Source organism: Streptomyces sp. NPDC001868, from assembly GCF_040297125.1.
GTDB lineage: Bacteria > Actinomycetota > Actinomycetes > Streptomycetales > Streptomycetaceae > Streptomyces.
This window is the reverse complement of the sequence record NZ_JBEOYO010000035.1, coordinates 1-23,274: the sequence shown is the minus strand read 5'-3', so window position 1 is coordinate 23,274 and position 23,274 is coordinate 1. Positions and strand designations below refer to the sequence as shown.

The window sequence follows — 23,274 nt, the reverse complement described above, 5'->3', positions numbered from 1 at the left end:
CATCGAAGCCGGTAGGAGCCCTGACGTGACCGAGCTCGCCGCGGTGAAGGCCGCCCTCAAGACACAGGCCGTCGAGACGCCGTCGTGGGCGTACGGGAACTCCGGAACCCGCTTCAAGGTGTTCGCCCAGCAGGGTGTTCCGCGCGATCCCTGGGAGAAGCTGGACGACGCCGGCAAGGTCCACGAGTTCACCGGCGTGGCCCCGACCGTGGCGCTGCACATCCCCTGGGACAAGGTGGAGGACTATGCGGCTCTCGCGAAGCACGCGGAGCAGCGTGGCGTGCGGCTGGGCGCCATCAATTCCAACACCTTCCAGGACGACGACTACAAGCTGGGCAGCGTCTGCCACCCGGACGCGGCGGTGCGGCGCAAGGCCGTCGATCATCTGCTGGAGTGCGTCGACATCATGGACGCGACCGGGTCGCGCGATCTGAAGCTGTGGTTCGCGGACGGTACGAACTATCCCGGCCAGGACGACATCCGTGAGCGGCAGGACCGGCTGGCCGAGGCGCTCGCCGAGGTCTACGAGCGGCTCGGGGACGACCAGCGGATGCTGCTGGAGTACAAGTTCTTCGAGCCGGCGTTCTACTCGACGGACGTCCCGGACTGGGGGACCGCCTACGCGCACTGTCTGAAGCTCGGGCCGAAGGCGCAGGTCGTGGTCGACACCGGGCACCACGCGCCGGGGACCAACATCGAGTTCATCGTGGCGACGCTGCTGCGGGAGGGGAAGCTCGGGGCGTTCGACTTCAACTCGCGCTTCTACGCGGACGACGACCTGATGGTGGGGTCCGCCGATCCGTTCCAGCTGTTCCGGATCATGTACGAGGTGGTGCGTGGGGGTGGGTTCACTCCCGAGGTGGCGTTCATGCTCGACCAGTGCCACAACATCGAGGCGAAGATCCCGGCGATCATCCGGTCGGTGATGAATGTGCAGGAGGCCACGGCGAAGGCGCTGCTGGTGGACCGGGGGGCCCTTGCCGCCGCTCAGCGGGACGGGGATGTGCTGGAGGCGAACGCGGTCGTGATGGACGCGTACAACACGGATGTGCGGCCGTTGCTTCGTGAGGTGCGGGAGGAGATGGGGTTGGACCCCGATCCCATGGGGGCGTACCGGCGGTCCGGGTGGGCTTCGAAGATCGTGGAGGAGCGGGTGGGTGGGGAGCAGGCGGGGTGGGGGGCGTGATCGCTGTGCTGGGGTGAAGCCGTTGCCGTGTCTCGTCCGCCGGGTGACTGTCGGTCGCGGGCTGCGGGCCGGTTCGTGGCTGGTCGCGCAGTTCCCCGCGCCCCTGAAAAGCAGGGGCTGCGCCCCCGTGCTTTTCGGGCCGCGGCACCGTCGCCTTTTCAGGCCCCAGGATCGTCGTCGTCCTCCAGGCCCCGGGACCGTCGCCAAGCCCGCAGGCCCGTCGCCTTCAGGCCCGCAGGCCCGTCGCCTTCAGGCCCGCAGGCCCGTCGCCTTCAGGCCCGCAGGCCCGTCGCCTTCAGGCCCGCTGGGGCGTCGCCTTCAGGCAAGGACTCCGGGCCGACCGTGGTGTTTTCAGGCCCGCAGGGGCCCGGATCTTCAGGGGCGCGGGGAACTGCGCGAGAAGCCCCACTCACCCGCACCCGGCAACGCACCCAACGCACCCCCGACCCCCGAGCTGCACCCCGTACCCATCTCACCGTAAGGATTGATCGCACATGGCAACCCATCCCGAAGCCGCTGCTCTTCTCGCCCGGTCCCGTCGGCTCGGTGCCGATCCGCGGAACACCAACTACGCCGGTGGGAACGCGTCCGCGAAGGGGACCGACACCGATCCCGTCACCGGGGGTGATGTGGAGTTGATGTGGGTGAAGGGGTCCGGGGGTGACCTGGGCACGTTGACCGAGGCCGGGCTCGCCGTGCTGCGGCTGGACCGGATGCGGGCGCTCGTCGAGGTGTATCCGGGGGTGGAGCGCGAGGACGAGATGGTCGCCGCGTTCGACTACTGCCTGCACGGCAAGGGCGGGGCGGCGCCGTCGATCGACACCGCGATGCACGGGCTCGTCGACGCCGCCCATGTCGATCATCTGCACCCCGACTCCGGGATCGCGCTCGCCTGCGCCGCCGACGGGGAGAAGCTGACCGCCGAGTGTTTCGGGGACAGCGTGGTGTGGGTGCCGTGGCGGCGGCCGGGGTTCCAGCTGGGGCTGGACATCGCGGCGGTCAAGCGGGAGAACCCGGGGGCCATCGGGTGTGTGCTCGGTGGGCACGGGATCACGGCCTGGGGTGACACCGCCGAGGAGTGCGAGAAGAACTCGCTGCACATCATTCGTACGGCTGAGCGGTTCCTGGAGGAGAAGGGGAAGGCGGAGCCCTTCGGGCCCGTCGTAGCGGGATACGAGGCCCTGGAAGCCGCCGCGCGCCGGGAGCGGGCCGCCGCGCTGGCGCCGTACGTCCGGGCGATCGCCTCGCAGGACAAGGCGCAGGTCGGGCACTTCACCGACGCGGAGGTCGTCCTCGACTTCCTGGCGAGCGCGGAGCACCCGCGGCTCGCGGCCCTGGGCACCTCGTGCCCCGACCACTTCCTGCGGACGAAGGTCCGGCCGCTCGTGCTGGACCTTCCGCCCACCGCCGATCTCGACGCGGCGATCGCCCGGCTGAAGGAGCTGCACGCCGAGTACCGCGAGGAGTACGCCGCGTACTACCGGCGGCACGCCGAGCCCGACTCCCCCGCGATGCGCGGCGCCGACCCGGCGATCGTGCTGATCCCGGGCGTGGGCATGTTCAGCTTCGGCAAGGACAAGCAGACCGCGCGCGTGGCCGGCGAGTTCTACGTCAACGCGATCAACGTGATGCGGGGCGCCGAGGCGGTGTCGACGTACGCGCCGATCGAGGAGTCGGAGAAGTTCCGCATCGAGTACTGGGCGCTGGAGGAGGCCAAGCTTCAGCGGATGCCCAGGCCGAAGCCGCTGGCGACCCGGGTCGCGCTGGTGACCGGGGCGGGGAGCGGGATCGGGAAGGCCATCGCGCACCGGCTCGTGGCCGAGGGTGCCTGTGTCGTCGTCGCCGATCTGAACGCCGAGAACGCCGCCGCCGTCGCCGAGGAGCTGGGCGGGGCGGACAGGGCCGTCGCCGTGACCGTCGACGTGACCGACGAGGAGCAGATCGGTGCGGCCTTCAAGGCCGCCGCGCTGGCCTTCGGCGGTGTCGACCTCGTCGTCAACAACGCGGGTATCTCGATCTCCAAGCCGCTGCTGGAGACATCGGCCAAGGACTGGGATCTTCAGCACGACATCATGGCCCGTGGTTCGTTCCTCGTGTCGCGCGAGGCGGCCCGGGTGATGATCGCGCAGGGGCTGGGCGGCGACATCGTCTACATCGCCTCCAAGAACGCGGTCTTCGCCGGGCCCAACAACATCGCCTACTCCGCCACCAAGGCCGACCAGGCGCACCAGGTGCGGCTGCTGGCCGCCGAGCTGGGTGAGCACGGTATTCGCGTCAATGGGATCAACCCCGATGGTGTGGTGCGTGGTTCGGGGATCTTCGCCGCCGGCTGGGGTGCCCAGCGCGCGGCGACCTACGGGATCGAGGAGGAGAAGCTGGGCGAGTTCTACGCGCAGCGGACCATCCTCAAGCGCGAGGTGCTGCCGGAGCACGTGGCGAACGCGGTGTTCGCGCTGACCGGCGGGGAGCTGACGCACACCACCGGGCTGCACGTCCCGGTCGACGCCGGCGTGGCCGCCGCCTTCCTGCGATGAGCACGCATACGGCGAGTGGGGCCGTGAAGTCGTACGCGGCGGTCGATCTCGGTGCGTCCAGTGGGCGGGTCATGGTCGGCCGCGCGGGGCGGGACTCGCTGGAGCTGGTGGAGGCCCACCGGTTCCCGAACCGGCCCGTGCGGACGCCCGAGGGGTTGCGCTGGGATGTGCTCGCGCTGTACGCGGGGGTGCTGGACGGGCTGAAGGCGGCCGGGCAGGTCGACTCCGTGGGGATCGACAGCTGGGCCGTCGACTACGGGCTGCTCGACGCCGACGGGGCCCTGCTGGGCAATCCGACGCACTACCGGGACTCCCGTACCGAAGGTGTCGCGGAGAAGGTGTGGGCCACCGTGCCCGCCGCCGAGCTGTACGCGGCGACCGGCTTGCAGTACGCGCCCTTCAACACCCTGTACCAGCTGGTCGCCGCCCGGTCGTCCGCCCAACTGGCGTACGCCAAACGGCTGTTGCTCATCCCGGACCTGCTGACGTACTGGCTGACCGGGGAGCAGGGCACCGAGCTGACCAATGCCTCGACGACGCAGCTGATCGATCCCCGGACGCGTGACTGGTCGTACGACGTGGCCGAGCGGCTCGGGGTCGACCTGGAGCTGTTCGCGCCGCTGCGGCGGCCCGGGGATCCGGCGGGACTGCTCCGGGCGCGGGTGCTGGAGGAGACCGGGCTGACGGGGCCGGTTCCGGTGACGACGGTCGGGTCGCACGACACGGCCTCGGCGGTGGCGGCCGTCCCGGCGACCGGGGAGCGGTTCGCGTACATCTGCACCGGCACCTGGTCGCTGGCCGGCCTGGAGCTGGACGCTCCGGTGCTGACCGAGGCGAGCCGGGCGGCCAACTTCACCAATGAGCTGGGGCTCGACGGCACCGTCCGCTACCTCCGGAACATCATGGGGCTGTGGCTGCTCCAGGAGTGCGTACGGGAGTGGGGCGACCCGGATCTCGGCGAGCTGCTGCGGGCCGCCGCGACGGTGCCCGCGCTGCGGTCGGTCGTGGACGCCGGGGACTCGGCGTTCCTGGCGCCCGGCCGGATGCCCGAGCGGATCGCGGCGGCGTGCCGGGAGTCGGGGCAGCCCGTTCCGGAGACGCCCGCCGAGATCACCCGCTGCATCCTCGACTCGCTGGCCCTCGCCCACCGGCGGGCCGTGACCGAGGCCCAGGCCCTGGCCGACCACCCCGTGGACGTCGTCCACATCGTCGGCGGCGGCACCCGCAACGCCCTGCTCTGCCAGCTCACCGCCGACGCCTGCGGGCTGCCGGTGGTGGCGGGACCGACGGAGGCGGCGGCCCTGGGCAACGTCCTCGTCCAGGCCCGTACCCATGGCCTGGTGGGCGACCGGGCCTCCATGCGACGGCTCCTCGCCCGCACCCAGCCGCTGGTGCGGTACGAGCCGCAGGGCGATCCGGCGGCCTGGCGCGCGGCGGAGGCCCGGCTCACCTCGCGGTGAGCGGGCCCCCCGAGAGGGCCCTCCCCTCCCCGATCGGCGCGCGGGTCCGCCCGTGTCCGTCGATCGGCGCGTGGGCCCTCTCGCCCTGCGCCCACACGCGCCGTACTCTGCACTCATCCGATGACCGACCCCCAAGGAGCCGCGATGCGTGTCGCCCTGTTCCTGACCTGTGTCAACGACACGCTCTATCCGGACACCGGCCGCGCCGTGGTGAAACTGCTGACCAGGCTGGGCGTCGACGTCGACTTCCCGATGGGCCAGACCTGCTGCGGGCAGGCCCACTACAACACCGGGTACCGACGGGAGGCCGAGCCGCTGGCCCGGCAGTTCTCCGATGTATTCCGGGAGTACGAGGCGATCGTGACGCCGTCCGGCTCCTGCGGGGCGATGGTGCGGGAGCTGTATCCGAGGATGGGTGAGCGGGCGCGGGCGGAGGGGCGCGGGGACGGCCTGGCGCGGACGCTGGCGCCGGTCGTGCCGAAGACGTACGAGCTGACCGAGTTCCTGGTGGACGTGCTGGGCGTGACGGACGTCGGCGCGTACTACCCGCACAAGGTGACGTACCACCCGACCTGCCACGGGCTGCGGAGCCTCGGCCTCGGCGAGCGGCCCCGGCGGCTGCTGCAGGCCGTGAAGGGGCTGGAGCTGGTGGAGCTGCCCGGTGCCGACGAGTGCTGTGGCTTCGGCGGTACGTTCGCCGTGAAGAACTCCGATGTCTCGGCGGCGATGGGCGAGGACAAGGTGCGCAACGCCGAGTCGACGGGCGCCGAGGTGCTGTGCGCGGCCGACAACTCGTGTCTGATGCACATCGGCGGCACGATGACCCGGCTGCGGACGGCCGTCCGGCCGGTGCACATCGCGGAGATCCTGGCGAGCACGGAAGAGGAGCCGCTGGTATGAGCGGGACGTATCTCGGGATGCCGGCCTTCCCGGAAGCCGCGCACGAGGCCGTGCACAACACCACCCTGCGCGGCAATCTGCGCCACGCCACGCACACCATCCGTGCCAAACGCGCGAACGCGGTCGCGGAGATGTCCGACTGGGCCGCGCTGCGCGAGGCGGGCAAACAGATCAAGGACCATACGCTCCGTCATCTCGACCGCTATCTGGTGCAGTTGGAGGAGTCGGTCACGGCGGCCGGCGGCACGGTGCACTGGGCCGCCGACGCGGACGAGGCCAACCGGATCGTCACCTATCTCGTGAAGGCGACCGGGGAGAGCGAGGTCGTCAAGGTCAAGTCGATGGCCACGCAGGAGATCGGGCTGAACGAGGCGCTGGAGGCCGAGGGCATCCACGCCTACGAGACCGATCTCGCCGAGCTCATCGTGCAGTTGGGCAAGGACCGGCCGTCGCACATCCTCGTCCCCGCCATCCACCGCAACCGGGGCGAGATCCGGGACATCTTCGCCCGCGAGATGAGCGAGTGGGGCCGCCCGGCCCCCGAGGGCCTGACCGACACGCCCGCCGAGCTGGCGGAGGCGGCGCGGCTGCATCTGCGGGAGAAGTTCCTGCGCGCCAAGGTCGGTGTCTCCGGCGCCAACTTCATGGTCGCGGAGACCGGCACGCTGGTGGTCGTGGAGTCCGAGGGCAACGGCCGGATGTGCCTCACCCTCCCCGAGACGCTGATCTCGGTCGTCGGCATCGAGAAGATCGTGCCGACCTGGCAGGACCTGGAGGTGTTCCTGCAGACCCTCCCCCGCTCCTCGACGGCCGAGCGCATGAACCCGTACACCTCCACCTGGACCGGCACCACGGACGGGGACGGTCCGAGCACCTTCCATCTCGTCCTCATCGACAACGGCCGCACCGACACGCTCGCCGACGAGGTCGGCCGCCAGGCGCTGCGCTGCATCCGCTGCTCGGCGTGTCTCAACGTCTGCCCGGTGTACGAGCGGGCGGGCGGCCACGCGTACGGTTCGGTCTACCCTGGCCCGATCGGCGCCATCCTCAGCCCCCAACTCCGGGGCACGCGGAGCGAGATCGACGCCTCCCTCCCTTACGCGTCCTCGCTGTGCGGCGCCTGCTACGAGGTGTGCCCGGTGGCCATCGACATCCCGGAGGTGCTGGTGCATCTGCGGGAGCGGATCGCGCAGGGTGGTCCGGTGACGGAGAAGGGCGCCAAGGTCGTCCTCAAGCCGGCGAAGGGGCACGCGGCCGAGCGGGCGGCGATGCGGGCGGCCCGCTGGGCGTTCAGCCACCCCGGCGCGCTGCGCACCGGGCAGCGGCTCGCGTCCCGCACTCGCCGCTTCCATCCCCGGACGCTGCCGGGCCCCGGCAGGGCGTGGAGCGCCAGCCGTGATCTTCCCGTGCTGCCCGCCGAGCCGTTCCGGGACTGGTGGCAGCGGACGAACGGCGGCAAGGAGGACGTGAAGTGAGCAGCAGGGACCTGATCCTGGGCCGGGTGCGGCGCGCCCTCGCCGACGTACGGCGGGACGACACCCCGTACGAGCGGGCGTTTCCGCGGGACTACCTCCGTGAGCACGGCGACCGGAGTGTCGCGGAGACGGTGGAGTTGCTGGCCGAGAACCTGGCGGACTACCGGGCGATCGTGCACCGCACGGACGCGGAGGGCCTCGCCGGGGTCCTCGCCGGGCTGCTGCGCGGGCACGGGTCGAAGACGGTGCTTGCGCCGCCGGGGCTGCGCGGGGTGTGGCTGGCGGCGACCGATGTGACGCGGGTGGCGGACCGTGGTGAGAGCACCGCGCACGAGCTGGACGGGGTCGACAGCGTCGTCACGGCCTGCGCCCTCGCCATCGCCGAGACCGGCACGATCGTCCTCGACGGCTCCCCCGACCAGGGCCGCCGCCGGATCAGCCTCGTGCCCGACCACCACATCTGCGTCGTACGCGTCCCGGATCAGGTCGTGTCGTCGGTACCGCAGGCCCTCGAACGCCTCGACCCGACCCGCCCCTTGACCTGGATCTCCGGCCCCTCCGCCACCAGCGACATCGAGCTGGACCGGGTGGAGGGGGTGCACGGCCCGCGCACCCTTGAGGTCGTGCTCGTGACCGGGAGCGGCGACTAGCCAGGGTCTGCCGTTTTCCGTACGTGCGGGGCACCCCGCTGCCCGGCGTCGGCAGCGGGGTGCCGACGTTCTGCCTGAAATGGACTCCGTCCGACGGCCGGACTCGTCGCCTCGGCACTCGCGATCATTCTGCTCACTCTGGGCCGGCCGTCTCCAGGCGCACACCGGCGCGACCGGAGCCGTACAGCAAACCTGCACGGTTCGTTTTCTTGAACTGTTCGTGTTTATGAGGGTAGGTTGGTCGGCATGACCGCATCCCAGCCTGCGAACACCGCCGAGGAGCTGCGCGGTGCCGGCCTGCGGGTGACGGCCGCGCGCGTGGCGCTGCTGGAAACCGTCCGGGACGGCGACCACCTCGGCGTCGAAGCGATCGCCTCAGGAGTACGCGATCGCGTGGGCCACATATCGCTCCAGGCCGTGTACGAGGCACTGAACGCGCTCACCGGCGCGGGCCTCGTACGCCGCCTCGAACCCCCCGGCAGCCCTGCCCTGTACGAGGGCCGTGTCGGGGACAACCACCATCACCTCGTGTGCCGCTCGTGCGGTGTCGTGGTCGACGTCGACTGCGCGGTCGGACACGCCCCGTGTCTGACCGCCTCCGACGACCGCGGCTTCGCGATCGACGAGGCCGAGGTCATCTACTGGGGCATGTGTCCCCCTTGCTCCAAAGCCAGCAGTTCAGCACCGTGATCGACCCCCGTTTTTCGGAAGGACTCCCCCGATGACTGAGAACCACGACGCGATCGTCACCGATCCGAAGCCCGAGGAGACCGGAGGCTGCCCGGTCGCTCACGGACGCGCCGCGCACCCGACCCAGGGCGGCGGCAACCGTCAGTGGTGGCCGGAGCGCCTCAACCTGAAGATCCTCGCCAAGGACCCCGTGGTCGCGAACCCGCTCGGCGCGGACTTCGACTACGCCGAGGCGTTCCAGGGCCTCGACCTGGCGGCCGTGAAGCAGGACATCGCCGAGGTGCTGACCAACTCGCAGGACTGGTGGCCGGCCGACTTCGGCAACTACGGCCCGCTGATGATCCGTATGGCCTGGCACAGCGCCGGTACGTACCGCATCAGCGACGGCCGCGGTGGTGGCGGCCGCGGTCAGCAGCGCTTCGCGCCGCTGAACAGCTGGCCGGACAACGGCAACCTGGACAAGGCCCGCCGTCTGCTGTGGCCGGTCAAGAAGAAGTACGGCCAGTCCATCTCCTGGGCCGACCTCATGATCCTCACCGGTAACGTCGCCCTGGAGCAGATGGGCTTCGAGACCTTCGGCTTCGGCGGCGGCCGCGCCGACGTCTGGGAGGCCGACGAGGACGTGTACTGGGGCCCCGAGACCACCTGGCTGGACGACCAGCGCTACACGGGCGACCGTGAGCTGGAGAGCCCGCTCGGCGCCGTCCAGATGGGCCTGATCTACGTCAACCCGGAGGGCCCGAACGGCAACCCGGACCCGATCGCCGCGGCCCGCGACATCCGTGAGACGTTCCGCCGCATGGCGATGAACGACGAGGAGACCGTCGCCCTCATCGCCGGTGGTCACACCTTCGGCAAGACCCACGGCGCCGGCCCCGCGGACAACGTGGGCAACGACCCCGAGGCCGCCACCATGGAGGAGCAGGGCCTCGGCTGGAAGTCCACCTACGGCACCGGCAAGGCCGGCGACGCCATCACCTCCGGCCTGGAGGTCACCTGGACCACCAAGCCCACCCAGTGGAGCAACGACTTCTTCGACATCCTCTTCGGCTACGAGTGGGAGCTGACCCAGAGCCCCGCCGGCGCCAACCAGTGGGTGGCCAAGGACGCCGAGGCGATCATCCCCGACGCCCACAGCGACTCCAAGAAGCTGCCCCACATGCTCACCACCGACCTCTCGCTGCGCTTCGACCCGATCTACGGTCCGATCTCGAAGCGCTTCCACGAGAACCCGGACCAGTTCGCGGACGCCTTCGCCCGCGCCTGGTTCAAGCTGACCCACCGTGACCTGGGCCCGAAGTCGCTGTACCTCGGCCCGGAGGTCCCGGCGGAGGACCTGCTGTGGCAGGACCCGCTGCCGGCCGCCGAGGGCGCGGTCATCGACGCCGCCGACATCGCGGCGCTCAAGGCCAAGCTGCTCGCCTCGGGTCTGACCGTCTCGCAGCTGGTGTCCACCGCGTGGGCGTCGGCCTCCACCTTCCGCTCCAGCGACAAGCGCGGCGGTGCCAACGGCGCCCGTATCCGCCTGGAGCCCCAGCGTGGCTGGGAGGTCAACAACCCGGACGACCTGCGTCACGTCCTGAGCGCCCTGGAGGGCGTCCAGGCCGAGTTCAACGCGGGCGCCAAGAAGGTCTCCCTGGCCGACCTGATCGTCCTCGGCGGTGCCGCCGCGGTCGAGAAGGCCGCCAAGGACGCCGGCTTCGACGTCGAGGTGCCCTTCACCCCGGGCCGTGTGGACGCGACCGAGGAGCACACGGACGCCGAGTCGTTCGCCGCGCTGGAGCCGACGGCCGACGGCTTCCGCAACTACCAGGGCAAGGGCAACCGCCTCCCCGCCGAGTACCTGCTGCTCGACAAGGCGAACCTGCTCTCGCTGAGCGCCCCCGAGCTGACGGTCCTCGTCGGTGGTCTGCGGGTTCTGGGCGCCAACCACGCCCAGTCCGCGCACGGCGTCTTCACCGACACCCCGGGCAAGCTCACCAACGACTTCTTCGTCAACCTGCTCGACCTGGGCACGACCTGGAAGTCCACGTCCTCGGACCAGACCCTCTTCGAGGGCCGTGACGCGGACACCGGCGAGGTCAAGTGGACCGGCACCCGTGCCGACCTCGTCTTCGGCTCCAACTCCGAGCTGCGCGCCCTCGCCGAGGTCTACGCGAGCGACGACGCCAAGGAGAAGTTCGTGAAGGACTTCGTCGCGGCCTGGGCCAAGGTCTCCGACCTGGACCGCTTCGACCTGGTCTGATCACTCCGGATCACGACGTCCGGATCACGACGTCCGGGTCGGCCCTTCGTGGGCCGGCCCGGGCGTTCTCCGTTTTCTCACCCCGCCGGGCGGGCGTCCTCCGGGGCGCCGGTCCAGCGGCTCGCCTCGACATCGGCGGAGGTGTCCCGCAGCAGGGTGGGGGCGATGACCAGCTCCTCGACGACCGTGCGCGGCGGGAGTGTGGCGCACAGCAGTACGGCCTGGGCCACGTCCTGCGGCTGCACCATGAGCGCCCGCTGCTCCGCGCCCGGCGGGGCCGCCCGGCTGTCCAGGATCGGGGTGTCGACCTCGCCGGGGAGGATGCAGGTGGCGCGGATGTGGTCGCCCCTGTAGGTGTTGTGGAGGTAGGTCATGAAGTTGCGCACGCCCGCCTTCGCCGCGCCGTAGGGGGCTCCGCCGAGGAGAGTGGGCCGTAACGCGGCGAGCGAGGAGATCGTGATGACCGAACCGCCGCCGCGCTCCAGCATGTCAGGCAGGACGGCCTGGGTCAGCAGATAGACCGCGGTGAGGTTGACGCCCAGGACGGCGTTCCACTCGTCCTCGCCGGTCCAGCGGACGTCGACGACCTTGCCGGCGCCGCCCGCGTTGTTGACGAGGATGTCGACGGCGCCCGCGGCCTCGCGGGTCCACGCGACCAACTCCCGTACCTCGTCCGCGTTCTCGATGTGCGCGGAGTACGCGAGCGCCCTGCCTCCGGCGTCCTCGACGACGGCGGCGACCTCGTCCAGGATGTGCCGGCGGCGGCCGACGAGGACCACGGTCGCGCCCTCCTCGGCGAGCATCAGCGCCGTCTCCCGGCCGATGCCGGTGCCGGCTCCGGTGACCAGCGCGGTCTTTCCGTCGAGCGGTGCCGTCCGCCGTCCGTCGCGGTTTCCCATGCCCGTCCGCCCTCCCGGCCGTGGGCACGCCCCACGCGCCCTCAGGAGTGAGGATCCCCTCCCCCGGGGCCCGTGGGGAGGGTGCGTCAGCGGGCGGGGAGCCGGACGCCCAGCTCGTCCGCCGCCGACCGCAGCAGCGGGACCATCGCGACGAGGTCGTCCATACTGCGGCGGAACGCGGGCGCGGCCGTGGAGAGGGCGGCGAAGACGGTGCCGTCGGGCCGCAGGATCGGTACCGCCACGGCGCGCAGACCGGCGTGGTGTTCCTCGTCGGCCGTGGCGTAGCCCAGTTCGGCGGCGCGGGCGACCTGGGCGCGCAGGACGTCGCGGTCGGTGACGCTGTTCGGTCCGTACGGGGTCAGCTCGACGTGGTCCAGGAGGTCGGCGCGTACGTCGTCGGGGGCGAAGGCCATGAGGATCTTGCCCATCGAGGTGCAGTGCAGCGGCCCGTGGCGGCCGGGCTCGCTGCGGACGCCGACCGGCAGGGGGCCGTCGACGTAGTGCACGTACAGATGCCGGGTGCCGTCGAGGACGGACATCAGGGTGGCTTCCTCGGTCTGCCGCGTCACACGCTGCATCACCGGCAGGGCGGTGCCGGCGAATCCGTACACCTGGCCCGCCTGCTGACCGAGTTGGAAGAGTCTGAGGCCCGGTTTGTAGCGCTTGCCGTCGGCCTCGAACTCCACCAGGCCCTCGCGGCACAGGGAGTTGACCAGCCGGTGGGCCGTGCTGACGGGGACGCCGCTGGCGCGGGCCAGCCCGGACAGGGTGATGCCGTGCGGGTGCTCGCCCACGAGGACGAGCAGCCGGATCGCCCGTCCGACCACATCCGCCGGTACTTCGCCACCCGCCGGTACTTCGCTGCCACTCACAGCGGCAAATTACCACTGACCGGAAAGACCTCCCACTCAGCGGTGTCACTCGCCCTCCCGCACGGCACACCACCCGGTGGTTGACATCGGCCACCCGTCACGCCGACGATGTTTTCCATTGAGCAGACAATCTTTCCACTGAGTGGGAAAATCAGGGAGCGCGTATGACGCAGCGAGTGCTCATCACCCGGCCCGCCCTCCCCGGCGGCGGCCTGGACCGGCTGGCGGGCCGGGCGGAGCCGGTGCGCTGGGACGGGTCCGGCAGACCCGAACCGGCCGAGCTGCGCGCCCTCGCCCCCGGCGCGGCCGGCATCCTCTGTCTGGGCAACGACCGCGTGGACGCGGCCCTGCTGGACGCCGCCGGGCCCTCGCTGAAGGTCGTCGCGCTGGCCAGCATGGGCTTCGACGGCGTGGACCGGGAGGCGGCGGCCGAGCGGGGTGTCGTGGTCACGCACACGCCGGGCGTGCTCGCCGAGACCACCGCCGATCTGACCTTCGCGCTCGTCCTGATGGCCCGCCGGCGGCTCGGCGCCGCCGGCGACGCGCTCACCGCCGGCCGCTGGGACGTGCCCCGCATGGGCGACCATCTGGGCCTGGACGTGTACGGCGCCACGCTCGGCATCGTCGGGTACGGCCAGATCGGGCGCGCGGTGGCCCGGCGCGCCCATGGCTTCGGTATGCGGGTCCTGCACCACACCCGGTCCGGGCGCGAGGACGCGCTCTCCACCCCGGTGGACCTGCCCACCCTGCTCGCCGAGTCCGACGTGGTCTCGCTCAACGTCCCCCTCACCCCGGAGACCCGTCACCTCATCGGCGCCGCCGAGCTGGCCGCCATGAAGCCGACCGCCACCCTGGTCAACACCGCGCGGGGCGGTGTCGTCGACGAGGACGCGCTGCTCAGGGCGTTGCGGGACGGGACCATCCACTCCGCGGGACTGGACGTCTTCGAACGCGAGCCGATGGGCGCCGAGTTGTCGCCGCTGGTCGGCGAACCCAATGTGGTGGCCCTCCCGCACGTCGGCTCGGCCACCGAGGCCACCCGGGCCGCGATGGTGGACCTCGCGGTGGACAACATCCTCGACGTCCTCGCGGGCGGCCCGGCGAGGACCCCGCTGCCGGGCAGCTCCGCCTCGCCCTCCGCACCGAGCCACATCTGAGAGCCCGAGAGCCGTAGAGCCCGAGAGGACGACACCCATGAGCCACCCCCTCTTCGACGTCACCGCCAAGGTCGCCCTGGTCACCGGGTCGAGCCGCGGCATCGGCCGGGCGCTGGCCGTCGGCCTGCTGGAGGCCGGCTGCACGGTCGTCCTCAACGGCCGGGACACCGTCGCCCTGGAGACCACCCGCAAGGAGCTGGCCGAGTCCTTCGGCGAGGCGGTCCTCGCGGAGGCCTTCGACGTCACCGACTCCGCCGCGGTCACCGCCGCCGTCACCCGGATCGAGGACCGGGCCGGAGCGATCGACATCCTGGTCAACAACACCGGCGCCCAACGCCGCGCCCCGTTCCTGGACTTCACCGACGAGGACTGGCACGGCCTGCTCGACACCAACCTCACCAGCGCCTTCCTCGTGGGCCGCGAGGTCGCCCGCCGGATGGTCCCCCGGGGCCACGGCAAGATCGTCAACATCTGTTCGCTGCAGAGCGAGGCCGTACGCCCCGGTATCGCGCCCTACTCGGCGACCAAGGGCGGCCTGAAGATGCTCACCAAGGGCATGTGCGCCGACCTCGGCCCGCACGGCATCCAGGTCAACGGCATCGGCCCCGGCTACTTCGACACCGAGCTGACCTCCGCGCTGGTCGCGGACGAGGAGTTCAGCGCCTGGGTGCGGGGGCGGACCCCGGCCGGTCGCTGGGGCAAGGTCGAGGACCTCGTCGGCGCCCTGCTCTTCCTCTCCTCCGCCGCCTCCGACTTCGTCAACGGCCAACTGCTGTACGTCGACGGCGGCATGCTGTCTGTCCTGTGACCCGACCGACCTCCGACCAACCTCCGGCCGACCCCTCAAGGAGCCCCCATGCACGCGTGTGTTGTCCACGGAGCCGGCGACCTCCGGGTCGAGGAGCGGCCGTACGACGGTCCCGCGCCCGGTGAGATCGCGGTCGCCGTCGCCCTCGGCGGGATCTGCGGATCCGATCTGCACTACTACCACCGGGGCCGGGTGGGCGACTTCGCGGTGAGCGAGCCCATGGTGCTCGGCCACGAGGTGGTCGGCCGTGTCGCCGCCCTCGGGGCCGGCGTCGAGGGGCCGGACGCTCCGGCGGTGGGCGCGCCCGTCGCGATCCATCCCGCCACGCCCTGCGGGGTCTGCCCCGAGTGCGCGCGCGGCACCCGCAACGTCTGCGCGCACACCCGGTATCTGGGCAGCGCGGCCCACACCCCGCATGTGCAGGGCGGGTTCGCGCAGCACATCACCGTGCCCGCCGACCAGGTCCGGGAGCTGCCGCCCGGGCTCGACCTGCGCCGTGCCGTGCTCGCCGAGCCGCTGTCGGTCGCGCTGCACGCCGTGCGCCGGGCGGGCGAGGTGCGCGGCAAGCGGGTGCTGGTCACCGGGGCCGGACCGATCGGCTGTCTGGTCGTGGCGGCGCTGCGGCACGCGGGCGCCGCCGAGGTCGTCGTCAGCGACCTCCACGAAGAACCGCTGCGGATCGCGACCGAGGTGGGCGCCACCGCCGTCGCACGGGCGGACCGGCCCGACGATCCCGCCTGGGCCGGGGTCTTCGACGTCGCCGTGGAGGCGTCCGGGGCCCCGGCCGGGCTGCGGAGCTGTGTGGAGCGGACGCGGCGCGGCGGCATCGTGGTCATGCTCGGGCTGCTGCCGCCCGGGGAGATCGGGCTCCTCGGCAATGTCGCGGTCACCCGTGAGCTGGAGCTGCGCGGCTCGTTCCGCTTCGACACCGAGTTCGACGAAGCCCTGTCGCTGCTGGCCCAGGGCCTCCCCGTCGACCCGGTCGTCACACACACCTTCCCGCTGGAGCGGTCCGTCGCCGCGTTCGACACGGCCCAGGACCGCACGGTCGCCTCCAAGGTGCTGCTGGATCTGTCCGGGGAGGGGTGACCAGGCCGGGGAGGGTGTGACCTGTCCGGGGAGGGTGTGAGCGGTCGTTCGCAGTGGGCGGAGCCTTCGTGGGCGGAGCCTTCGTGGGCCGGCCGGTCAGCGGTAGAGGGCGGGGCGTTCGACGAGTTCGACCTCGACGCGGACGCCCTCGGTCTGGGCGCGGACGCCCGCCTCGGAGATCGCGGCGACGGCGTACCCGTCCCAGGTGCTCGGCCCGGTGACCTCGCCTCGGCGGGTGGCGTCCACCCAGGCCTGGACCTGACGGTCGTAGGCGTCCTCGAAGCGCTCGATGTAGCTCGGGGTGACCGTGCCGCCCCAGCGGCCCGCCGTGTTGACGAGCATGTCGTGTCCGTCGCCGATGCGGGCCGTGCCGTTCTCGCAGACCGCTTCGGCCTGGACCTGGTAGCCGTAGCGGGCGCTGAGGAAGATCTCCACGTCGACGACGGCGCCGCCGTCGGTCTCGAACACGACGAACTGCGGGTCGCTCAGGCCCTCGGGGGCGTACGCGCTCGGCCGGGGCCGCAGCACGGTGACGGCGGTGATCTCCTGGCCGAGCAGCCAGCGGGTGACGTCCATCTCGTGGGCGACGGAGTCGTTGATGGCCATGGCGTCGGTGAAGCCGGGCGGGGCCTCGGCGTTGCGGTGCCGCTGGTGCAGCAGCAGTGGCCGGCCCAACTCACCGCTGTCCAGCAGGGACTTGAGCTTGGCGTACTCGCGGTCGTAACGGCGCATGAACCCCACCTGCGTCCTGCGGTGGCCCAGCCGCTGTTCGGCCTCCAGCAGCCGTAGCGCGGAGGCCGTGTCCGGGGTGAGGGGCTTCTCGCAGAGTACGGGCAGGTCGTGCGCGAAGGCGGTGAGCAGGGCCGCCTCGTGGGCGGGGCCCGGGGAGGCGACGAGCACGGCGTCGGCGCCCGGTGCGGCCAGCGCCTCGGCGGGGTCGCCGTAGGCCGCGCATCCCTCGATCCCGGCGGCGATCGCCTTGGCCCGGTCGGTGTCGAGGTCGACGACGGCGGCCACATGGGCGCCGCTGATCACCTCGGTGATCCGACGCACATGGTCGGCGCCCATCCGGCCGGTGCCGATGACGACGACACCGAGGGAGCCCTGCTCGGTCATACCGTTGCGTCCTTTCGTGGGGGCCGCGTTCGCGCGCCGAGGGTCTCGGTCTCCCCCGGGAAGCCCTGCTTCACACCGGCGCGGCGGGCAGCTCGTCACGATCCGCGTGAGCCATGTGCGCGGCCGAATTCCGTTTCGCCTCGTGACGATCACCGGTTAGGCTCCCCCAGCACGCGGGGGACGTGTGCACATCAAGGTGGGGGCACGGGGGACATGGCTGACGATTTCACCGATTCCGGTTCCGGTTCCGGTTCCGGTAAGGAGATGAGCACGGCGGCCCAGGTGGTTTCCGCCGTGGCGACCGTCGGGGTGATCCTGGGAGGTTTGTGGCTGCTGGGCGATCTCCTCGACCAGACGCCCGAAACCCTGGGGCCGGCGACCTGTTCGGCCTCGGACGACGCCTCTCCGGCGCCCCGGGGCAAGGTCTCCGGAGCACAGCTCTGCACCGCGCTGAACCGTTCCGACCTGCCCGAACTCCTCGGCACACCGACCGAGCAGGCGGTGACCGCGTCGGGCAGTGACAACGAGTCCACCTGGGCGAGCGGCACCAGGACCGTCACCCCGGAGGCGACCGTCCGGCTGGACACCTACACCGTGGAGCTCTCGGCGTCCTACGAGGACCTCCCGGTCGCCGAGTCGGTCGGCTACCTGGGCGCCGACGCCGAGACCAGGACGGTCCTGGGACGCCCGGCGGTCCTCTACTCGGGCCGGACCATCGCCATCTCCTTCGGGCTCGACGGCAGCGACCCCCAGTCCGGCCCCGGTGGCGTCGCCCGCCGGCTGCTGGTCGCGACCGACCCGAAGGACAGCGGCAGCACCTTCGAGGTCGTCATCTGGCGCCAGGACTCCCAACTGCCCGACGACCAGGCCCTGTTCCGCGTCGCCGAGAAGGTCCTGCCGACGCTCCCGGGCTGGCGGACGGGCGGCCTGTGATAGCTGGCCGACGTCAGTCGAACCCATGTGCGCACATGTATGCGTACGGGTCAGGGAATCCGGTGCGAATCCGGAACTGACGCGCAGCGGTGAGGGCTGCGCCTGCTCGCCGGGGTCCTCGCGCCCGCCTCCGGGGTCGTCACCCTCGACGACCGGCCGCTGGAACGGGTGGGCCGCCGGGCGGTCGCCCGGCGCATCGCCGTCGTGGCCCAACAGGCGGACACCCAGGTCGAGTTGACCGTCCACGACGTCGTACGGTTGGGCCGTGTCCCGCACCGCCGGGCCTGGACGCCCGTTTCCCCCGACGACGAGGAGGCCGTCCGTACGGCCCTGTCCCGCACCGGTCTCGCCGACAAGGCCCACCGGTCCTGGCACACCCTGTCCGGCGGCGAACGCCAGCGCGTCCAGATCGCCCGCGCGCTCGCCCAGGAACCGAACGAACTCCTCCTGGACGAGCCCACCAACCACCTCGACATCCAGCATCAGCTCGCCCTCCTGACCCTGATCGGCGAACTCCGTCTGACCAGCGTCGTCGCCCTGCACGACCTGAATCTCGCCGCGATGTACTGCGACCGCCTGGTCGTGCTCAAGCAGGGCCGGGTCGTGGCCGCCGGCACCCCGCACGACATCCTCGCCGAGTCCCTGGTCGCCGAGGTCTACGGCGTACGGGCCACCGTCACCCGCACCGGACCCGACGACCGGCCGCACATCCGCTTCCTCGGGCCGCTTCTCTAGGTGGTCGGGCCCCGGGGGCGGTGGGAGCGGAAAGGGCCTCGTGCCTCAAGTCGCCCTGGCCGGGCGGTCCTTGCCCGGCTCGCCCTGCGCTTCGACGGCCGCACGGGGACCGACCACGGCCTCGCGCGGAGCCCCGGCCCCGGCCCCGGCCTCGATCCCGGCCCCGACCTCGACTCCGGCCTCGGCCCCGGGCAACGGCTGACGGTCGTCCGGCTGACCGTCGTCGTAACGGTCGTCCGGCTGACCGTCGTCGTGCCGGTCGTCCGGCTGACGGACGTCCGACTCCTCCACGAGGGGCAGCTCCCCCCGCAGCACCTTCTTCGCACGTGCCGTGTCGAGCGCGCCCTCCCAGCGGGACACACCGAAGGCCGCGACGCAGTTGCCGAGGAGGTTGGTGGCGACGCGCATGGAGTCCATGATGCGGTCGACGCCCAGGAGGAGGGCGACGGCTCCGGCGGGGATGACCCCGAGCGCGGAGGCGGTCGCCGAGAGGGCGAGGAACGCCGAACCGGGTACGCCCGCCATGCCCTTGCTGGTGAGCATGAGCATCAGGACGACGGTGACCTGCTGGCCGAGGGTGAGGTCGACGCCGACGGCCTGGGCGATGAAGAGCGTGGCGATGGAGAGGTAGATGGACGCGCCGTCGAGGTTGAAGGAGTACCCGGTGGGCACCACGAGCCCCACGGCGTCGCCACGGCAGCCGGCGTGGCGCAGCTTCTGCATCATGCGGGGCATGACGGTCTCGCTGGAGGCGGTGCCGAGCGCGAGCAGCATCTCCTCACGCGTGTAGCGGACGAACCGCCACAGACTCAGCCCGGTGACCGCCTTGAGCACGATCGCGAGCAGCACCAGGAACAGCGCGGCCACGGCGTAGCAGACGGCGATGAGCTTGCCGTACGTCGACATCACGCCCAGCCCGTACTGGCCGACGAGGTGGGCGGTGGCGCCGAAGACGGCGAGCGGCGCGAGCTTCATGATGAAGCCGACGATCGCGAAGACGACCTCCTGCGCCTGTTCGACGGCGGGCAGGATCTTGGGCACCTTGGTGAGTCCGAGGTGGAGCAGTGCGGCGCCCACCAGACAGGCCAGGACCAGGACCTGGAGCAGCGAGTTCTCGGCGAACGCGCCCACCGCGCTCTCGGGCAGCGCGTGCAGCAGGAACTCGCTGGTCGACTGCAGGGACCCGCCGCCGGTCTTCGTGTCGACCGCGCCGGCGTCGAGCTGGGCCGGGTCGACGTTCATCCCGGCGCCCGGCGCGAAGACATTGCCCGCGAGCAGCCCGATGAGCAGGGCGAACGTGGTCGCCACCTCGAACCAGATCAGGGCCTTGAGCCCGATCCGGCCGAACGCCCGCAGATTCCCCGCCTTGGCGATGCCGGTGACGACGACACAGAACACCAGGGGCGCGATCACCGCCTTGATGAGCCTCACGAAGCCGTCACCCAGCGGCTGGACGGCGGTGCCCGCATCGGGCCAGAGCCGTCCCACGAGCAGCCCGAGCAGCAGGGCGAGGCCGACCTGAAGGAACAGTGAGGTGCGCAGCAGACGGGCCGCGCGGCGGGGCAGGGACGGTGACGGGACGGACAGCGACACGGGCATCCTCCGAGCTTCTTCCGCTATTCGGAAGCAGACTTCCGAAACACGCCCGTAACTATGGATCAAGCGGAGACTCCACAGAACCCCGTGGAGTCTCCTCGCTCGAATATTGGATGTTCGTCCGAAAAGGACACTCGGTGCCATCGCGCGCCTGCCCCGAGGCGCCGGAGCGCACGCGTCAGACGGGCTTCGCCGTCGTCCCCCGCAGGACGAGACGCGGGGTGAGCACGACCTCGCGGGGTTCCGTGCGGTCCTGGTCGAGGCGTTCGACGGCGGCGGTCACCGCGTGCCGGGCCTGCTCCTCGGCCCCCTGGCTGACCGTGGTCAGGTTGAAGCAGCTCAGCCGGGAGTGGGTGTCGTCGTCGTAGCCGACGACGGAGACCCGGCCCGGGACGTCGACCCCGGCGCGGGCCAGGGCGGCGAGGACGCCGATGGCGCACTGGTCGTTGAAGGCGACCACGGCGGTGGGCAGCTCGCCGCTTTCGAGCAACCGGCGCGCGGCACTCTCGCCCGCCGCTTCGGTGTGGTCGCCGCGCAACACGCCGACATGGTCGTCGAGGCCGTGGCGGCGCATGGCGCTGCGATAGCCGCGGCGGCGGTCGGTGGCGATCACGCCCTTGCCGCCGTCGACATAGGTGATCGCGCGATGGCCGAGCCCGACGAGGTGGTCGACGATCTGGCCGACCCCGTCGTCGTCGGCGGTGCGTACGACATCCAGGGCGGCATCGGCGATACGGCGGCCGACCGCGATGACCGGCGCCTTGCGGTCGAGGGCGGCGAGGGTCGCGGTGGGGGCGGTCGGGCCGAGCAGGATCAGGGCCTCGCTGCGGTAGGCGAGCAGTGTCTCGACGGCCGTGTGCTCGTCACGGGTACGGGTCTGGGTGCTGAGCACGAGGTCGTAGCCGACCTCCTCGGCCGCCATGTGGAGGTGCTCGACGAGCTCGGCGTGAAAGGGGCTGTAGATGTCGATCATGACGCCCAGCAGGCGGCTGCGCCGACTCGCGAGCATGCTGGCCGTACGGTCCACCTGATAGCCGAGATCGGCGGCGGCCCTGAGGACGCGCTGCCGTGTCTGCTCGCTGGGGCCGGCCACACCACGCAGCACCAGGGACACCGACGCGGTGGACAGACCCACCCGTGCGGCCACGTCCTCCAGCCGGGGGCGCTTGTTCGCACCGTTCCGGTGACCTGCGGAACCGCCGTCGCCCACCTGTGCCTCCCCTGCGGAAATCTGCTGGCGCAACACCCTTGACACGCTCACGAAACAGGCCGATAGTACCAGAACTTAAAGCGCTTTAAATTGTTCTGATGTTCCGACGAAGTCTCTCTCTTCGCTCCCGCGGTCCACCCCCCACGGCCGCCGTTCCACCCACCCTCCCAGTTGCACAGTGAGGTGCACGCATCATGAACCACACATTCCTTCCCCGCTCCCGCAGAACCGCCTCCGTCGTGGCCGTGGCAGCCGCGGCCACCCTGGTCCTCGCGGGCTGTTCCAGCGACTCCGGCGGCAAGAAGGCCGAGGAAGGCGGGGCGGACGCCGCGGCCGGCAAGGCCGACACCCCCCGTATGAAGATCGCGATGGTCACCCACGCGCCCTCCGGCGACACCTTCTGGGACATCATCCGCAAGGGCGCCGAGGCCGCCGCCGCGAAGGACAACGTCGAGCTGATCTACTCCAACGACGAGAGCGCCAGTGGCCAGGCCACCCTGATCCAGAACGCGATCGACCAGAAGGTCGACGGTATCGCCGTCACCCTCGCCAAGCCGGACGCCCTCAAGGACGCCATCGCCAAGGCGGAGAAGGCCGGCATCCCCGTCGTCGGCTTCAACTCCGGTATGGACGTGTGGAAGGAGCAGGGCCTGCTGTCCTTCTTCGGCCAGGACGAGTCGGTCTCCGGCCAGGCCTTCGGCGAGAAGCTCAACGAGACGGGCGCCAAGCACGCGCTCTGTGTCGTCCAGGTCCAGGGGCACGTCGGTCTGGAGGCGCGCTGCGCCGGTGTGAAGAAGACCTTCAAGGGCGAGACCGAGAACCTCTACGTCAACGGCAACGACATGCCCGCGACCAAGTCGACCATCTCGGCCAAGCTCAAGCAGGACTCCTCGATCGACCAGATCGTCACCCTCGGCGCCCCGTTCGCGCTCACGGCGGTGGAGTCCGCTTCGGAGTCGAACAGCAAGGCGAAGGTCGCGACCTTCGACCTCAACAAGGAGCTGACGGCCGCGATCAAGGCGGGCGACATCGAGTTCGCCGTCGACCAGCAGCCGTACCTCCAGGGCTACCTGTCGGTGGACTCGCTCTGGCTCTACAAGAACAACGGCAACTACAGCGGCGGCGGCGAGGCACCCGTCCTCACCGGTCCGGCGTTCGTCGACAAGAGCAATGTCGACGCGATCGCCAAGTTCGCCGCGAAGGGCACCCGGTGATCAGTGTGACCCAGACAACGGCACCGGCGGCGAGTTCGTCCTCGTCGCCGGCTCCGCCGGCCGCCCAGAAGGACGGCCGGACCGCACAACGCTCCCTGTGGCGCAGGCTGTTGGCCCGCCCCGAGGTCGGGGCGCTCATCGCCGCGATCGGTGTCTACGCGTTCTTCTTCGCCGTGGCCCCTTCCTTCCGTGAGGCCGGTTCGCTGGCGACCGTGCTCTACCAGGCCTCCGTGATGGGCATCATGGCGCTGCCGGTGGCGTTGTTGATGATCGGCGGGGAGTTCGACCTGTCCGCCGGTGTCGCGGTCACCACCTCCGCCCTGACCGCCGCGATCATCAGCTTCCAGCTGACAGTGAACGTGTGGACCGGCGTGATCGTCGCCCTCATCGTGTCCCTCGCCGTGGGCGCCTTCAACGGCTGGCTGCTGATCAAGACCGGGCTGCCCAGCTTCCTCGTCACGCTCGGCTCGTTCCTGATTCTCCAGGGCTCGAACCTGGCCGTGAC

General features: G+C 71.2%; 19 protein-coding genes and 1 pseudogene. 15 read left to right on the top strand and 5 right to left on the bottom strand.

Annotation, left to right across the window (positions count from 1 at the left end):
* Positions 1-25: 25 nt before the first annotated feature.
* From rhaI to katG, 8 genes are all read left to right on the top strand, one after another.
* Complete coding sequence (rhaI, locus tag ABT147_RS31795) at positions 26-1,186, top strand: L-rhamnose isomerase (RefSeq protein WP_351412574.1); 1,161 nt, start codon at positions 26-28, stop codon at positions 1,184-1,186.
* Positions 1,187-1,680: 494 nt separating this feature from the next.
* Positions 1,681-3,720 (top strand): bifunctional aldolase/short-chain dehydrogenase, encoded by a 2,040-nt coding sequence (locus tag ABT147_RS31790; RefSeq protein ID WP_351412572.1) that lies wholly within the window; start codon positions 1,681-1,683, stop codon positions 3,718-3,720.
* Positions 3,717-5,180, top strand: coding sequence for a rhamnulokinase (locus ABT147_RS31785; protein WP_351412570.1), 1,464 nt, complete (start codon positions 3,717-3,719; stop codon positions 5,178-5,180). The genes ABT147_RS31790 and ABT147_RS31785 overlap by 4 nt, the downstream gene beginning before the upstream one ends.
* 144 nt (positions 5,181-5,324) lie before the next feature.
* A complete protein-coding gene (locus ABT147_RS31780) occupies positions 5,325-6,080 on the top strand; it encodes a (Fe-S)-binding protein (protein ID WP_351412568.1) in 756 nt (251 codons plus the stop codon).
* Positions 6,077-7,555: a LutB/LldF family L-lactate oxidation iron-sulfur protein gene (locus tag ABT147_RS31775; RefSeq protein WP_351412566.1), complete on the top strand. Its 1,479-nt coding sequence runs from the start codon at positions 6,077-6,079 to the stop codon at positions 7,553-7,555. The genes ABT147_RS31780 and ABT147_RS31775 overlap by 4 nt, the downstream gene beginning before the upstream one ends.
* Positions 7,552-8,205: a LutC/YkgG family protein gene (locus tag ABT147_RS31770; RefSeq protein ID WP_351412564.1), complete on the top strand. Its 654-nt coding sequence runs from the start codon at positions 7,552-7,554 to the stop codon at positions 8,203-8,205. The genes ABT147_RS31775 and ABT147_RS31770 overlap by 4 nt, the downstream gene beginning before the upstream one ends.
* A gap of 246 nt (positions 8,206-8,451) precedes the next feature.
* Positions 8,452-8,895, top strand: a complete 444-nt coding sequence (locus ABT147_RS31765; RefSeq protein WP_351412562.1) for a Fur family transcriptional regulator — start codon at positions 8,452-8,454, stop codon at positions 8,893-8,895.
* Positions 8,896-8,926: 31 nt separating this feature from the next.
* Positions 8,927-11,140 carry a catalase/peroxidase HPI gene (katG, locus tag ABT147_RS31760; protein ID WP_351412560.1) on the top strand — a complete coding sequence of 738 codons (2,214 nt, stop codon included), beginning with the start codon at positions 8,927-8,929 and terminating at the stop codon, positions 11,138-11,140.
* A gap of 77 nt (positions 11,141-11,217) precedes the next feature.
* Here katG and ABT147_RS31755 read toward each other — a convergent pair whose 3' ends face one another.
* Together ABT147_RS31755 and ABT147_RS31750 are read right to left on the bottom strand one after the other, a co-directional pair.
* Entirely contained in the window at positions 11,218-12,039 is an 822-nt protein-coding gene (locus tag ABT147_RS31755) for an SDR family oxidoreductase (protein WP_351412558.1), read from the bottom strand.
* 86 nt (positions 12,040-12,125) lie between these two features.
* On the bottom strand, positions 12,126-12,911 hold the full coding sequence (locus tag ABT147_RS31750; RefSeq protein WP_351412556.1) for an IclR family transcriptional regulator: 786 nt from the start codon (positions 12,909-12,911) through the stop codon (positions 12,126-12,128).
* Between the two features lie 164 nt (positions 12,912-13,075).
* On the opposite strand from ABT147_RS31750, the gene ABT147_RS31745 reads away from it, so the two are divergent.
* From ABT147_RS31745 to ABT147_RS31735, 3 genes are read left to right on the top strand one after another with little or no spacing between them, the layout of a single operon-like run.
* Positions 13,076-14,068 (top strand): 2-hydroxyacid dehydrogenase, encoded by a 993-nt coding sequence (locus ABT147_RS31745; protein ID WP_351412554.1) that lies wholly within the window; start codon positions 13,076-13,078, stop codon positions 14,066-14,068.
* Between the two features lie 37 nt (positions 14,069-14,105).
* Entirely contained in the window at positions 14,106-14,876 is a 771-nt protein-coding gene (locus ABT147_RS31740; protein WP_351412552.1) for an SDR family oxidoreductase, read from the top strand.
* A gap of 48 nt (positions 14,877-14,924) precedes the next feature.
* Positions 14,925-15,965: an L-idonate 5-dehydrogenase gene (locus ABT147_RS31735; RefSeq protein ID WP_351412550.1), complete on the top strand. Its 1,041-nt coding sequence runs from the start codon at positions 14,925-14,927 to the stop codon at positions 15,963-15,965.
* Positions 15,966-16,061: 96 nt separating this feature from the next.
* Here ABT147_RS31735 and ABT147_RS31730 read toward each other — a convergent pair whose 3' ends face one another.
* Positions 16,062-17,081, bottom strand: coding sequence for a Gfo/Idh/MocA family protein (locus ABT147_RS31730; protein ID WP_351412548.1), 1,020 nt, complete (start codon positions 17,079-17,081; stop codon positions 16,062-16,064).
* Positions 17,082-17,294: 213 nt separating this feature from the next.
* On the opposite strand from ABT147_RS31730, the gene ABT147_RS31725 reads away from it, so the two are divergent.
* Together ABT147_RS31725 and ABT147_RS31720 are read left to right on the top strand one after the other, a co-directional pair.
* On the top strand, positions 17,295-18,014 hold the full coding sequence (locus ABT147_RS31725) for a DUF6215 domain-containing protein (protein WP_351412546.1): 720 nt from the start codon (positions 17,295-17,297) through the stop codon (positions 18,012-18,014).
* Positions 18,015-18,110: 96 nt separating this feature from the next.
* Positions 18,111-18,749 (top strand): annotated as a pseudogene (locus ABT147_RS31720) (ABC transporter ATP-binding protein); the annotation flags it as partial.
* 45 nt (positions 18,750-18,794) lie between these two features.
* On the opposite strand, the gene ABT147_RS31715 reads toward ABT147_RS31720, so the two are convergent.
* On the bottom strand, positions 18,795-20,348 hold the full coding sequence (locus ABT147_RS31715) for a cation:dicarboxylate symporter family transporter (protein WP_351412544.1): 1,554 nt from the start codon (positions 20,346-20,348) through the stop codon (positions 18,795-18,797).
* Between the two features lie 175 nt (positions 20,349-20,523).
* Complete coding sequence (locus ABT147_RS31710; protein WP_351412542.1) at positions 20,524-21,555, bottom strand: LacI family DNA-binding transcriptional regulator; 1,032 nt, start codon at positions 21,553-21,555, stop codon at positions 20,524-20,526.
* A 194-nt stretch (positions 21,556-21,749) separates the two neighbouring features.
* On the opposite strand from ABT147_RS31710, the gene ABT147_RS31705 reads away from it, so the two are divergent.
* Positions 21,750-22,769 (top strand): sugar ABC transporter substrate-binding protein, encoded by a 1,020-nt coding sequence (locus tag ABT147_RS31705; RefSeq protein WP_351412540.1) that lies wholly within the window; start codon positions 21,750-21,752, stop codon positions 22,767-22,769.
* 5 nt (positions 22,770-22,774) lie between these two features.
* Positions 22,775-23,274 (top strand): ABC transporter permease (locus tag ABT147_RS31700; RefSeq protein WP_502983194.1); only part of this gene is annotated, 500 nt, incomplete at its 3' end.